The following is a 13,507-nucleotide window of genomic DNA, read 5'->3' as shown; positions in this document are numbered from 1 at the left end:
GCCAGGTGCGCAGGCAGTGTGACAAAGACCTGTCCCCCGACCGCCGTCGCTTTCCTCGCCGGGAGGAGGAGAATTCCCGAGAGCGCGGAGTTCGGGAAAGCGTTCGGGAAAAGTGTCAGGGATACGCCGGGAACCCGCTCGGCCGTCCCGACCCGCCCTGGGCCCACAATGCGCTGGGCACGTCTGCCGTACGCATGACGTTCCCGGCACCACCTGGACCCGACGGACCCGGCGAAGGACGACAGTTGACCGACCACAACGGGCACCCACAGCAGCCGCAGCCCGACCCGCGCGCGTGGGACGTTCCCCAGCAGACCCCGCCGGTCCAGCAGGCACCTGTTCCCGCTCCCGTCGCTGTACCGGTGCCCCAGGTCTTCCAGACCGACCACGCCTGGGTCGACGGCTACGAGCCGGGCAACCCCTGGCAGGCACGGCTGTGCGTCGAGACGCCGTACGGGACCTTCGCCTATCCCCTCACCCCCAACACGATTCCCGAACTCCTCGAGCAGATGGTCGTGGTGGCCCAGGAGCAGCAGGGCCTGCCGGTCGGCTTCGACGCCGACCCCGAGCCCGGGGCCCCCTCGGCCGACGTCGAGGACGCCGACGAGAAGCAGCAAGGGCCGACCACCGATCTCCACAGCGGCCGCGCTGCCCGGTTGACTGGCTGGGCCGTCGTGCACGACCTGTGGGAGCGCGAGGATCCGACGGCGCGGATCGTGATGGGCGCGATCGTCGTGGTGCTCTTGCTGCTCGGTATTGTCCTGGCCTGATTGTTCCGACTGCCCGACCGAAGGGGTTGCGATGCTGACGGAGACGACGGGTCGTACCGCACAGGACCTCGCCGCCGAACTGACGGTTCTGCGGGGTGTGGACTGGGCTTCCGTGTGGGCGGGGCCACCGCAGAGCGGGATCGAGCTGCGGCAGTGGTGTGGGCGGTATGGGTGGGAGCCGCTGACGACCGACAGGCAACTGGTCGTGCGCGGCCGGGCCGGGGGCGAGCTGACGTTCTACGCGAATGGTCTGTGGGCTCCTGTCACCGGCATCGGCTACGACGCCTGGCGGGTGAGGGCCGGCGGGGCGGATGCGAACGCCGCCGTACTGTCCGCCGCGGACGGGACCTGGCCCAGCTACTTGGAGGCGGCCGTCGACGCGCTCGGCACTCCGGTGTGGACGGGTTCCTGGGAGGCGCGGGACTTCCCGGAACCGGCGGAGCCGAGCCACTGGGACAGCGCGGAGGCGCGCATGCGTAAGCGCAGCCCGTACCGGTTGGCGTACTGGGCGGTGAGCGGCGCGGTGTTCGTGCTGCGCCAGACGGTGGCGTTCCCCACTTGGACGCAGGACCGGCCGGGCAGCTCGATGATCACCCTGTCCGTGTATCCGGAGCCAGGGAAGCAGGGGGCTGAGTGAACTTCGACGCCTACCCGACGCAGGACGAGATCGAGCGGGCGCTGGTTCTCCAAGAGGAGTACGACCGGTCGGAGCCGCAGTCGGTGGAGGAGGCCGGACCCGTCGTCGACCGCATTTACGCGGATCTGGCTGCCGCGCGCGCGGCCGGTCGGCCGGTGTCGGACCCGATTTCGTACGTGTGGGATGTGGCAAGCGAAGAGCCCGTCACCCGCAAGGACCGGGGGGAGGTCCGCGCGTTCTGGAGCTATGAGTCGCAGCCCGAGGGGGCGCCCCGCCCGGTCCGGCACCGCTTCCTGGCACAGGCCTGTGGTGAGACGCGGGGACTTCAGGTGCTGGAGGAGACTCCGGCGGGCAGCCGCCTCGACACGTACCACTTGTGGAACGAACACGTGCAGACCGTGCTCATCCTGGAACACGGTCTGGACCCCAAGGCAGTGCGGGAGCTCGCCCCCAAAGTCTGGGACACCCTCTCCGAGCGTTACGCCAAGGCCGCCGAGGTTCCCGTTGTCGCCTTTGCGGCGGACATCGGGGCCGGCTCCGTGCTGGGCAAGACCGAGATGCCGCGTCTGCTCACGCACGAGAAGGTCGGCAAGGACAACATCAGGTTCCCGCTTCCGTTGCCCCGGCACGAGCATCTGCCGCCGGAGATCGACGAGTTGATAGCGGACGAAGCCATACGGGCCCAGGTGCGCATGGAGGACTTCGCCAACAGCAAGTCTCCGAAGGAGTTCGCGCGATCGCTCGGCGATATCGATGTGCCCGAGCACTTGCGGAAGCGCCATGCAAGCGCGGTTCAGCGCCTGGAACTCGCCGATTCGTACGAGGCGTTGGCCGCCCAGCCGACGGAGCCTCAGCGCGCCGCAGTGAATGAGTTCCTGCCCGGCGTCGACGTGCGCCCAGTGGCCCGCCCGGCCGCCCCGAGAGGCCCCACTCCCCTCGGCCACGGAGTCCTCAACCCGGCCGCGGCCCTCACCCTCCCGCCGCCCCCGGCCCCCGAACAGCAGCCCGCAGGAGTGGAGCGATGACCGGTACCGAAGCCGACGTCGAGGAGCCGGAGTTCTACTTCGCGGACGTCTACGTCTTCGTCTCCGACTACCTCGCCCAGATGATCCGCCGCCGTATCAACGGCTCGTCGGCCACCTGGTGCCCCCAGTGGTGGGAGCACCCCGAGGCCGGTGCCCGGCTCTCCGCACTCTGGCTGGCCTGGGAACATCTGCGCCAGGACCCGGCGCTCGGCATGTCGACGTGGTGGCTGCACCACGCCGACCCGCATCTGCGGGTGCTGATGGATGCCGACTCGGGCCCGTTCGCGGCCTGTTCGCCCAAGGATGGGCATACGGCGTATCCCTTCGACCCGCTGCCGGTGGATCCTCGGCCGGAGTGACTGCCGTTGACACCCCGATGACCATAGAACCAAGGAAAGTCAGAGGCATTCGTATGCGCACAAGGAATCCGGTCACCGCAGCCGTGCTCCTCTTTTCCGGCAGAATGATCTCGACTGGCTACAGGTCGGCCACGAAACAGGAGCGGCGCGCCCACGGCAAGGGCTTTCATCCAGGTTCGGAGCGCCGCCCGATCGAGAGGAACGGGGAACCCGTGGGACGCCTTGTCCAGGCCGGAATAGCGGCCGGAGCCGCCCTGCTGCTCACCGCATGTGGCGGCGGAGCAGCCGAGGAAGACGGGAAGAGCGCAGCAGACGGAGGCAGCAAGAAGAAGCCCGCAGACGTCGCGGCCGCGTCTCTTGCGCAGAAGAACTCGCTGACGGTGGCCTGGTGCCACGAGATACCGGCAGGGGAGGACGACGTCTCGTACGGGCTGACCCTGCGCTCGTACTCCGCGAAGGACGGCTCCGTGGTCGCGGAGCGCCAGACGGTCCTGCCGGCCGAGGTGGTACCGGAGACGGTGTGCGAGGACGGCGATGACGGCGTGGGGGCCAGCTACGCCTTCACCAAGGACTTCTCGATGGTCGCGGGCATCCGGGAAGCGGACCTCAAGAAGAGGGCCGGAGCGTACGACCTGAGCAGCGGTGAGGAGGTCTCTCCGCCGCCCGAGGACGAATTCACCGAGCGACTCGACAACCCAGGGGTCGCCTTCCATCCCGTCACCGGGATGCTCTGGGCGCAGCAGGGCATCTACGAGGGCGAGGTCAGCTTCGTCACGCGGGATGCGAAGAAGGGCTACTCGACCGAGAAGACCTTGTCTACCGCCGAAGCCCTCAGCCAGGACGCCACCACGACCGCCACGGCCAAGGCGGCTAGGGGCGGCTCCATCCCGGTGACGCCCAACGGCGCAGTCGATGCCTGGTGGTCTGACCATGAAATTGCGGACGGAATCAGGCTGAGCCGCATCATGCCGGACGGCGAGGACGAGGTGATCGAAACCAAGCAGGACAAGCTGGGGATGCGCTGCACGCCCGCGTTCTGGCGCACCAACACGTCCCTGGTGTGTGGACTGCGGCAGATCACGTTCACGTCCGACTACACCTCGGTCGTGAAGGACGAGGAACTCGTCCCTGCCAACGACCGCTCCAACAGCGCCCCTATCGCGTCCCCGGACGGCAAGGGCTTCGCCTTCATCTCCGAAAGCGAAGACCGGTTGGGCCTGTTCCGCGCCGACTTCACATCCGGCGGCACCGCCCAGCCGGTGAAGGTCGCCGACCTGGAGGCGCCTCTCGACGGTGCCAGCGACCACATCGAAACGCTGGTCCGCTGGAACTGAGCCTGTACGCAGCTGGGTGCGCTGCGGCACCAGACTGGCCCCGTGCGCTTGCTTCGCACGGGGCCGCTCGCGGTTTGCCGTCAGCCGGTGACAAGCCGGAGACGGGTGCGCAGCGGGGCGGGTTCCCCGGATCGAGCCAGTCGTCGGCAGCCAGTCCGTACAGCGACGGGGGAGACCAGCGGTCTCCACAGTAAGAGGGGAGGTGCACAGGCTCTTCATCGGCCAGAGCTTCGCCGTCAAGCTCAACGCCGACGAACGCGACAAGGGGGCTCTCGTCCGGGCGGGCACGCTCGGACTCAACTGCTCGCCGAACTTCGTTCCTCCGGCGGGCTTCCGCAGCGAGCGGATGATCGATGGTTGTGTTCTCACCGGCTGCGTCGAATGAGCTACTGACTCGTTCCTCCACTTTCCCGAAGCCCCGCCCGCCCCTTTCCCGACTATTCCCCGCCGGGAAAGCCCTCGCCTGACCCGTACCACTGCCCCCTACCGTGTCCCGGTCAGCGCTAGACCGCCGTACTGGCTCAGCACAAGGGAGACGCGGGAACCGTGGAGTTGCCTGCCGAGAACAAGCGCACGGCATTGCTGGCTCTGGCGGTGCTCGGCGCCCTGCTGGCCGTCGCGCTGACGATGTTCATCGTTTTCGACGGAGACGACGAAGACGAAAGCGGCGGGAACGCGGCACCGACCGCCACCTCTGGCGGCGATGCGGGAGCCGGCGGAGCGGACGCGGACTCCGGCTCGGACGAGCCGGGCAATGCCGCCGCGACCCCCATCATCCCGCTCACCGAAGTGGCCGAGGCCCACACGGTGATGGCGAAGTACATGGCCGGCATCAACACCTACGACTACAAGAGCAACGCGGTCACCTGGAGTCCCCCGCTGCTCGCACTCACCACCGACGACACCCGGATGAAGCAGACGACCGCGCTGCCCTCCGGCAAGGCGTGGGCGACCTGCGTGGCGGAGCAGTGCGAGTCCAAGGGCACGGCCGTCGTCGTACGCGATGCGGTGATCTCCGACGACCTGGTGCGCGGCAGCGGCCGTACGATCTCCAGCCTGGTCAAGGTGACCTCCACGGTCACCTCGGGCGGGCAGTCGACGACGGAGTCCAACGAATGGCTCGTGACCGTCCGGGAGGACGGCCCCAAGTGGGTGGTCTCCGGGTTCGACATCTTCGGCCTCGGTGACGTCGGCGCCTCCGAAGAATCGGGGGAGTGAGCCTTCCATGGTGGCACCCGCCGCGCTGGCGGCCGCAGCGAAGGCCGTGAAGGTCGCCAAGGCCGCCAAAGCGGCTGGTCAGCTGGTCGCCGCTTCCGGCGGCTCGAAGGGCCGAGGTGGAGGCGGCGGCAAGAAGAAGAACGGCTTCAAGTGGTGGATCTTCCTCTGCGGCGGCGGAGGCCTCGCCATCGCGGGCATCTGTCTAGTCCTGCTGCTCGTCGCCAGCATGCTCGGCGGCGTCGGCAACGGCGCCTCGACCGCGGCCTGCGGCGACTACGCCGACAACGCCGAAGCCGGTAACACCGGTGACGCGGCCGCCACCAACCCGATCATGCCGGCCGGCAAGATGTACATGCCGAGCGAGACCGCGCGCAACGAGATACCGCCGAAGATGATCCTCGCCTCGATGCGCGCCGCGGCCCGCTACGACGGCCTCGACTGGACGATCATCGCCGGGCAGATGTACCAGGAGACGAAGTACGGGCAGGACCCGTCGGCCGCGCCCGGCGGCGCCAACTCCCTCGGCTACATGGGCATCCTGCAGTTCGGCAAGCCCGCCTGGACGGACTACGGCGACGACGGCAACAACGACGGTAAAGAGGATCTGTACAACATCGACGACGCGGCGTACGCCGCGGCCAACTTCCTGCACGCCAAGAAGGCCGAGACCCAGCCCTTCAAGGCGCTGCAGATCTACTCCGGCTCGACCGCCTCCAACACGATCTACCCGCGCGTCGTCCTCACCCAGGCGGCCCGCTACCGCGGTGCGCTCACCGGCGACGACGACCTCATCAAGCGCTGGTACGTCCATCTGAAGGAAACCGTCGAGAAGAACCCCGACTTCCCCACGCTGGGCAAGCAGTCGGACATCCCGGAGCCGGTCGGCAACGACGCTGAGCCCGGCAAGGCCCTCAGCATCGCCGCGACCTCGCCTCGGTCCTGGTCGACCCCGCCGCTGGAAGGCGAGAGCGAGGAGGTCGTCTCCGCCATGGCGCCGGCCGCGTACACGGTCACGAGCGACACGAGCGTGACGCCGGTCTCCTTCCCCGACGCCAAGCCGCCCACCACCGGCAAGGACTGGCAGTGGCCCATGAAGCAGGGCACCTACGTGAGGGGCTCGGAGTACCACAAGAGCGGCGGCATGTGGAGCCTCGGCTACCACACCGGCCTCGACCTGGTGGCTCGCAGCGGCACCCCGATCTACGCCCCGGCGGACGGCAAGGTCGTGGCCGCGGGCCCCGGCGGGGCGTACGGGAACATGACGAAGCTGCGGCACGCGGACGGCGTCATCACGCTCTACGCACACCAGACCTCGTTCAATGTGTCCGTCGGCGATTCCGTCAAGCGCGGTGACCAGATCGGCACGGTCGGCGCGTCCGGCAACGTCACCGGCCCCCACCTGCATTGGGAGGTCCTCGTCCCGGGCGTCGACAACCCGTTCGTCGCCGGCCAGGACCAGGGGCCCGGCATGGTCGACCCCGCGCAGTGGATGGCGGGCCGGGTCACGGCCAAACCCGACTACGGCACGGTTCCCGGATCCGACGACAAGTCCCGTGACGCCGAGTACGCCGACTGTGCGAAGGGCGGCAGCGGCACCTCCGTCGCCCCCGACGGCGCCGGCGCCTCCGGTGTCCTCCCCGACTCGGACGACCCGGTGATCCGCGCGGTCCTCGGCTGGGCGCAGCGCGGCATCGGCGTCCCGTACGTGTACGGCGCGCCGCGGCTGCAGGGCACGAACCCGACCAGCTTCGACTGCTCCAGCTTCACGCAGTGGGCGTACTACATGGCCAGCGGCGGGAAGATCGACATCGGCGGCACCACCTATGCGCAGGAGCCACGCCTCAAGAAGTACGAGGTGGACCTGTCCGAAGCCCAGCCCGGTGACCTGATCTTCTTCCGGCCGGAGGCCGACGGCTCTTCCGGGCACGTGGGCATCGTCTGGGACCCCAAGAGCAAGAAGATCATCCACGCCCCGCGCCAGGGCAAGCCGGTCTCCTTCAGCACGTGGGACGTCCAGGACGAGATCACCGGCGTCTACCGCGTGCCGATCCCGGCGGGCACGAACGCGGTCGAGGGCGACGGCACGGCAGAGACGTGAGGCACCCGGGGCGGGCCTGTGCCTGCACCCGCCGACCTGTCAATCCCCTTACGACTACAAGGCAGTTGATGAAGACACGTACGGGCCTCTTCGCCGGAGCCGTCCTTTCTCTGGGGCTGGTGACCGGCTGCAACGGGGACGGTGACACCGATGCCGGTACGAAGGCCACCGGCACCCCGAAGGCGTCCGCCTCGGCCTCCGCGGCCGCGCAGCCCGTCTACAAGGGCGAGCTGATCCCGGGACTGGCGGCGAAGCCCGCCTGGAGCCTCGGCCCGAAGGACGGAGAGTTCTACTCGTGTGTCGGTGACGCTCTCGACAGGCCGAACCACGACCCGATCTGCACGGTGGGTGACGCCGTCCTCCTGCTCCAGGACCTGTCCCCCGAGGCCGAAGACGCCGACACAGAACTGCAGACGGCACACTTCGTCGGCCACCTCTACGACGCGGCGACCGGGAAGGAACGAAAGACCTTCACCGTGAAGTGCCTCTACACCCCTGACGACGGCACGAACACCACCTACACACCGACGCCCGAGAAACACATTCAGGTCGGCGAGTGGAAGGACGGTTCCCCGGCCGTGCTGATCCGCGGCTGCGAGAACACGAAGGCCAGCGGTCTGAAGGCGGCTTCAGTCAAGACCGTCTACACCATGTACGACCCGAGCGGTGCCGAACTGGGCAGCTCCGCCCTCGTCGGCGAGGAGAAGGTCGAACTACCGGTGGTCCGGGGCCATGTACTGCTGCCCGAGGACGACTCGGACGACCGTAGCTACGCCCCGATCGGCGGCGGCAAGGAACTCGTACTGCCCGCGGAGTTCGCCGAGCAGACAGTCATCGGCACCGGCCAGGGATACGTCACCGAAGGCGACGGCGTCTACGATCCGGTGTCTGTGATCGACCGCAACACGGGCAAGACCCTGTGGAGCACGACGGAACTCACCCCGCCGAACGCGGTCGTCAAGCAACTGGATGACGACGGCGAGGTGGACGCCGAGCTGTATCCCCTCCGCGGGGACCAGGCGCTCCTCGTCTGGTCGGCGAGCGGCTCGAACGACGCGGTGATCACCACCGTGGACCTGCCTACCGGGGACACCGTGGCCGCCGGACCGCAGACCACGCTGGAGGAGCTCACCCGGGACAGGCGTCCCGTCGTCTCGCCCGACGGTAAGACGGCCGTCGTCAACTTCACGGACGGCGCCGTGGCCTGGAACACCCAGACCGGCGCCGAGCTGTGGCGGCAGGCGGCGGACGAAAAGGACATCACGCCAGGGTTGATCACGCCCCGTGGGGTCCTGTACGCGGGACTCGACAATGAGACCGGGGCCCTGGCCATGGGCACCAAGGAACTGATCGGCATGCTCCCTATGAACACTGTTCCCGATGAGTTCACCACCAACGGCTACACGCTCGTCCAGGACACCGAAGGCCACTTCTTCGCCTTCAAGGCCGAGAAGGCCTGACCGGGCCTCCGACGAGCCCAGGCCCCCACCCCACCCAAGAAAGGACGGACCCGCGGGTGACCGCAGAACAGCAGAAGAAGCCCCGCGCCGAGGACGACTGGACGATCGAGATCGTCATCGTGGTCGCGGTCGTGCTCCTGGGTGTCGTCGGCGCCTGGCTGGCCGCGAATCTGGGGGCGCCGTTCGCCGACGCTCCCGCGCCGCCCGGCAATCCGCTGACCTTCATGGTCGCCCTGGTCAAGGGCGACTACAGCTGGCCGGGTTCACCGGCCAGCGCGGTCGCCGCCGGGGAGGCCCTGCTGCTAGGCATTCTCGGCCTGGCCGCCTACCGCGTCCGCCGGCGCTTCCGTAACAAGCACGACGTCGACGGCGCCGCCGAACACCTCGCCAAGGGCGAGGAGTTGGGCAAGCTGACGATGAAGGGCGCGGCCGCCACCGCCGAGCGGCTCGGCGTGAAGGCGCAGACGCCCGGCGTCTTCATCGGACGGTCCGTCAAGGGGCGGCAGCCGCTGTTCGGGTCGTACGAGGACATGCACGTCGACATCTGGGGTCCGCGTACCGGTAAGACGACCCGGCGAGCAGTCCCGGCGATCCTCGACGGGCCCGGCGCGGTCCTCGTCACCTCCAACAAGCGGGACATCGTGGACGCCACCCGCGGTCCGCGCTCCGCCCGTGGGCCCGTCTGGGTGTTCGACCCGCAGCAGGTCGCCGCCGAGACGCCGAGCTGGTGGTGGAACCCGCTGTCGTACGTCACCGACGTCGCCAAGGCCCGCAAGATGGCCGACCACTTCGCCAGCGGCTCCCGGGACGCCAACGCCTCCACCGACGCCTTCTTCGACCCGGCCGGTCAGGACCTGCTCGCCAACCTGCTGCTCGCCGCCGCCTGCGGCAAGATGCCCATCACGCAGATCTACACCTGGCTGTCCAACCCCAAGGACGACACCCCGGAACGGATCCTGCGCGGCGCCGGGCACACCATGGCCGCCGACGGGCTCAACGGTGTCATCAGCGCCCCCGACAAGCAGCGCAGCGGCATCTACGGCGTCGCTCAGCAGATGGCGTCCTGCCTGATCAACCCGGAGGTCAACCGCTGGGTGACCCCGCCCGCCGACCCCAACGCCCCCCAGTTCGACCCGCACGCGTTCGTCCGCACCGGCGGCACTCTGTACTCCCTCTCCCGCGAGGGCCGGGACTCCGCCGGACCGCTCGTCACCGCGCTGACCGTGGCCGTCGTGGAGGCGGCCGAGGAGTACGCCACCACCCAGCGCGGCGGCCGGCTCCCGCTGCCGCTCATCGGCGTCCTCGACGAGGCCGCGAACGTCTGCCGCTGGCGCACCCTGCCCGACCTGTACTCCCACTACGGCTCGCGCGGCATCATCCTCATGACCATCCTCCAGTCCTGGGCGCAGGGCATCGAGGTGTGGGGCGAGCGCGGCATGGAGAAGCTGTGGTCGGCCGCGAACGTCCGCGTCTACGGCGGCGGCGTCTCCGACACCCGTTTCCTGGGCGATCTCAGCGAACTGGCGGGAGAGTTCCAGCTGACCGAGTATCAGGCGAGCCGGGAGTCGGAGTTCGGCGGCTGGAGCGGCAACCGCACGGTCAGCGAGTCCGTCAGCCGCCAACGCGTCCTCAATGTCTCCGACCTCGGCGCCCTGCCCCCGGGCCGCGCCGTCGTCTTCGCCTCCGGCACCAAGCCGGTCCTCGTCGAGACCATCCCGTGGTGGGAGGGCCCGTACGCCCGCGAGGTCCAGGACTCGCTCCGCAAGTACGACCCCGGGGCGCGCTGAGTCGACGCCGCGACGGCGCGGGCCGCGGCCCGGATCCAGCAGCACAGGCAGACGTGAAGCGGAAGGAGAGTCTGAGTTGGGTGAGATCCTGGGGATCCTGACGGGCGGGGCAGTGGCGTTGGCCGTTCCGTCCCGGCCCGATCTAATCAAGGACCCGGTCATCTCCTGGCTCCAGCGCGCCCGTACGGTGCTGGGGCTGCTGGCGTCCGTATGGCTGGTGATGGCCTATCCGCTGCGGAAGGGGCGGGAGGAGTTCGTTCTCGACAAGCTGGAGAACCTGGTGGTGGGGTGCGGCATCCTGCTGGGTGCCGGGGCCGTCGGGATCACGCTCTTCATCCTCGCGGCGCGCTCCCCGCTGGGGGGTGTGTACGCCCGCCGTCTCGTCGGGCCGCTGACCGTGATCGGGGTCATCGTCCTTGGGGTCGGGCTGTGCTGGCTCATGGTCCTGGTGCTGCGCGGCGAGATCATCTCCAGCGACGACATCGGTCGGTACGATCTCACGTTCGGGTTCTTCGGCGAGACGGTCGGCACGATGATCACCGGCCTGGCCATCATGGCGCTGTTGGTCCTGGGAGCCATCGGCTGCGTCGTCGTACTGCTCATCTCCATCTTCACCACCCTGCTGGTCACGTTCATGGCCCTGAACTCGTGCTTCCGCACGGCCGACGTCCACGAACTGCTCCCCGCCCTCCTCTCCCCCCTGCTCGTCTGGTCCCTCTTCGCCCTCAGCCTCGGCGACACCCACGACGTGGCGGCCCCACCCGCCGTCCTGTACTCCTTCCTCCTCGGCGGTCCGCTGACCGTGACGGTCCTGTCCGTATGGGAGATACGACGCCTGCGCCGCCGGTACGGGATCACCCTGCGGACGGCACTGGGCCGCGACCGCTGACGCAACTGTCGACCCAACTGACGGCATCCGCTGAACCATCCACGCCGAAACGGAGTCTCACCAGGGGATACGTCTACGAGCGCACCGCTCCCGGGGAGGCAAGCATGGCCATGGTCGGACTGTTCTGGATCGCCGAGGACGGCGGGGTGTACGTCGGGGCCGAGCCGGAGGGGATCGGGCGTGCGGTGCGGCTGACGCGGGACGGGCTGGAGGGGCTCGGCGCGGATCAGAGCGGTCACTGGGGCTGGGCGGAGGTCCGGTCTGTCACCGTGCGGGACGTACGGATCAGGTCCTCCGCCCGGCTGTTCGCCAGCACTGCCGTCGACATGGCGTTCAGCGCCGTCCTCGGCGGCAGCGACCTCCCGGGCGCCTTCGAGGTGCATGTCGAAACCGCCGACGGCACGGTCGAGTTGGACACGTACACGGCACCGGCCCTCGGCGGGTACGTCCAGTCCGAGTACGATCTGTTCGTCGCCCTGCTGGAGCGGTTCGTGGCCGGTACGGCGGACGTGGAGACCCTGGCGGAGTGGGGCCGGACCCACGCGAGGGAGGGGACGCCTGGGCGGGAGGAGCGGGAGGCGCTGCTGCGGAAGTGGGCGGCCGAGGACGCTGCCTGAGGCTGAGTGGACGGCCGACGGCGCGTAGGACCCGTAGGCCCCGTGGACCGGGCTGTAGGACCCGCGAACGGTCACCCCCTCGGGAACCCCGCGCCCGGTGGCCCGTCGTCCCCCAGAACCGCCGCCTACAGCGCGCTCGTCGCGGCGGAGGAAGCCAACCAAGGACGACCCCGCGCCGTCATCGAGGTGGCGCGGGCCGCGCAGGGCCGACTGGCCAAGGAGCGCGAGCAGTTGCGCTCGGCCGATCGTGAGGGGATCGCCGAGGCCCGCGCGCGTCACCCCCGCCCGGTACGAACCTGCTCACCCCGCCCCCGCCCCCGACCGCGCCACCCGGAATCCCACGTCGTCCACCCGGAACGTCGGATGGCTTCGTCTGCGTACGCCGGCCCGGCAGCTCCAGTGTTCGTCGAACCAGCCCCCGCCGCGCAGGACGCGGTAGGTGCCGTAGACCTCGGGGTCGTAGAGGTCCCAGCACCACTCCCAGACGTTGCCGAGCATGTCGTGCAGGCCCCAGGGGTTGGGGCGGCGTCCGGCCACCTCGTGGAGGCGTTCGCCGGAGTTGGCGCGGTGCCAGGCGATGTCGTCGAGGGGACCGTAGCGCGGGCCGGTCGTGCCCGCCCGGCAGGCGTACTCCCACTCGGCTTCCGTGGGGAGCCGGTAGCCGTCGGCGGAGGGTGACCACTCCACCGAGTCCCATTCGGGCAGGGAATATGCCGGGGTCAATCCCTCCTCCTCCGACAATGCGTTGCAGAAGCGCACCGCGTCCCACCACGAGACGTTCACCGCGGGGATCCGGTCGGTCAGTGCACGCTCCGTCGGCGCGCCGCCCCGCACCCGCTCGTACACCCCGTGCGTGACGGGGTGCACCGCGAGCCGGAAGGGAGTGACGTCGGCCACCCACCGTCGTCGGGTCCGTCGGTCGGAGAGGGTCACCGAGCCCGGGTGGACGGAGATCATCCCGGTCTCCGTCGTCATGTCCGCGTCCATCCCGGGAGCCTAGTCGTGGAGCCCGTCGTGGTCCCTGACCTGCCGACCCCGACCGAGCCGCCTGACTCCAGTGGCTCGAACCCCGTATGTCCTCAAAGGGCATGCACGCGGCGGCCGTTCGGGCACACCGGTTCCCGGCGGCAGGCGGTGGCTCGTGTCAGGTGAAGGTCGCGCGACGACAGCGAGAGCCCCTTGCTTTACCCTCTTCACACCGAGACCACGCAAGGCTGTTGTCATCTCGTTAAGTGATTACTCCTTGACGCTGAGGTGGTCACCGCGTTGGCTTTCAGCCACCTGGGTCGCAGTGCTGCGCCCACGCCCGGAAG

The 13,507-nt window shown here is 69.2% G+C and carries 13 protein-coding genes; 12 read left to right on the top strand and 1 reads right to left on the bottom strand.

Features of this window, described 5'->3' with window-relative positions:
• Positions 1 to 245 precede the first annotated feature (245 nt).
• The 12 genes from F3T56_RS15495 to F3T56_RS15440 all read left to right on the top strand — a co-directional run bounded on the left by F3T56_RS15495 (position 246) and on the right by F3T56_RS15440 (position 12,194).
• The gene (locus F3T56_RS15495; protein WP_149825783.1) at positions 246 to 770 is read left to right on the top strand and encodes a hypothetical protein; all 525 of its coding nucleotides are present in this window, start codon (positions 246 to 248) and stop codon (positions 768 to 770) included.
• Positions 771 to 801: 31 nt separating this feature from the next.
• Positions 802 to 1,407, top strand: a complete 606-nt coding sequence (locus F3T56_RS15490; RefSeq protein WP_149825782.1) for a hypothetical protein — start codon at positions 802 to 804, stop codon at positions 1,405 to 1,407.
• Positions 1,404 to 2,432, top strand: a complete 1,029-nt coding sequence (locus F3T56_RS15485) for a hypothetical protein (protein WP_149825781.1) — start codon at positions 1,404 to 1,406, stop codon at positions 2,430 to 2,432. Before F3T56_RS15490 ends, F3T56_RS15485 begins: the two co-directional genes overlap by 4 nt.
• Positions 2,429 to 2,791: a DUF4913 domain-containing protein gene (locus F3T56_RS15480; RefSeq protein ID WP_149825780.1), complete on the top strand. Its 363-nt coding sequence runs from the start codon at positions 2,429 to 2,431 to the stop codon at positions 2,789 to 2,791. Before F3T56_RS15485 ends, F3T56_RS15480 begins: the two co-directional genes overlap by 4 nt.
• Before the next feature lie 212 nt (positions 2,792 to 3,003).
• Complete coding sequence (locus F3T56_RS15475; RefSeq protein ID WP_149825779.1) at positions 3,004 to 4,125, top strand: TolB-like translocation protein; 1,122 nt, start codon at positions 3,004 to 3,006, stop codon at positions 4,123 to 4,125.
• Positions 4,126 to 4,327: 202 nt separating this feature from the next.
• Positions 4,328 to 4,510: a hypothetical protein gene (locus F3T56_RS15470; protein ID WP_149825778.1), complete on the top strand. Its 183-nt coding sequence runs from the start codon at positions 4,328 to 4,330 to the stop codon at positions 4,508 to 4,510.
• A 161-nt stretch (positions 4,511 to 4,671) separates the two neighbouring features.
• On the top strand, positions 4,672 to 5,343 hold the full coding sequence (locus F3T56_RS15465; protein WP_149825777.1) for a hypothetical protein: 672 nt from the start codon (positions 4,672 to 4,674) through the stop codon (positions 5,341 to 5,343).
• A gap of 7 nt (positions 5,344 to 5,350) precedes the next feature.
• Complete coding sequence (locus F3T56_RS15460; RefSeq protein ID WP_149825776.1) at positions 5,351 to 7,441, top strand: peptidoglycan DD-metalloendopeptidase family protein; 2,091 nt, start codon at positions 5,351 to 5,353, stop codon at positions 7,439 to 7,441.
• A 68-nt stretch (positions 7,442 to 7,509) separates the two neighbouring features.
• The gene (locus F3T56_RS15455; RefSeq protein ID WP_149825775.1) at positions 7,510 to 8,901 is read left to right on the top strand and encodes an outer membrane protein assembly factor BamB family protein; all 1,392 of its coding nucleotides are present in this window, start codon (positions 7,510 to 7,512) and stop codon (positions 8,899 to 8,901) included.
• 56 nt (positions 8,902 to 8,957) lie between these two features.
• Complete coding sequence (locus tag F3T56_RS15450) at positions 8,958 to 10,688, top strand: type IV secretory system conjugative DNA transfer family protein (protein WP_149825774.1); 1,731 nt, start codon at positions 8,958 to 8,960, stop codon at positions 10,686 to 10,688.
• 76 nt (positions 10,689 to 10,764) lie between these two features.
• Positions 10,765 to 11,577: a hypothetical protein gene (locus tag F3T56_RS15445; RefSeq protein WP_149825773.1), complete on the top strand. Its 813-nt coding sequence runs from the start codon at positions 10,765 to 10,767 to the stop codon at positions 11,575 to 11,577.
• Between the two features lie 104 nt (positions 11,578 to 11,681).
• Entirely contained in the window at positions 11,682 to 12,194 is a 513-nt protein-coding gene (locus tag F3T56_RS15440; RefSeq protein WP_149825772.1) for a hypothetical protein, read from the top strand.
• Between the two features lie 300 nt (positions 12,195 to 12,494).
• On the opposite strand, the gene F3T56_RS15435 is transcribed toward F3T56_RS15440, so the two are convergent.
• Complete coding sequence (locus F3T56_RS15435; RefSeq protein ID WP_149825771.1) at positions 12,495 to 13,181, bottom strand: formylglycine-generating enzyme family protein; 687 nt, start codon at positions 13,179 to 13,181, stop codon at positions 12,495 to 12,497.
• Positions 13,182 to 13,507: the final 326 nt, after the last annotated feature.

The organism is Streptomyces tailanensis (assembly GCF_008386495.1).
Taxonomy (GTDB): Bacteria; Actinomycetota; Actinomycetes; order Streptomycetales; family Streptomycetaceae; genus Streptomyces; species Streptomyces tailanensis.
This window is presented reverse-complemented; position numbering and strand designations above follow the sequence as displayed.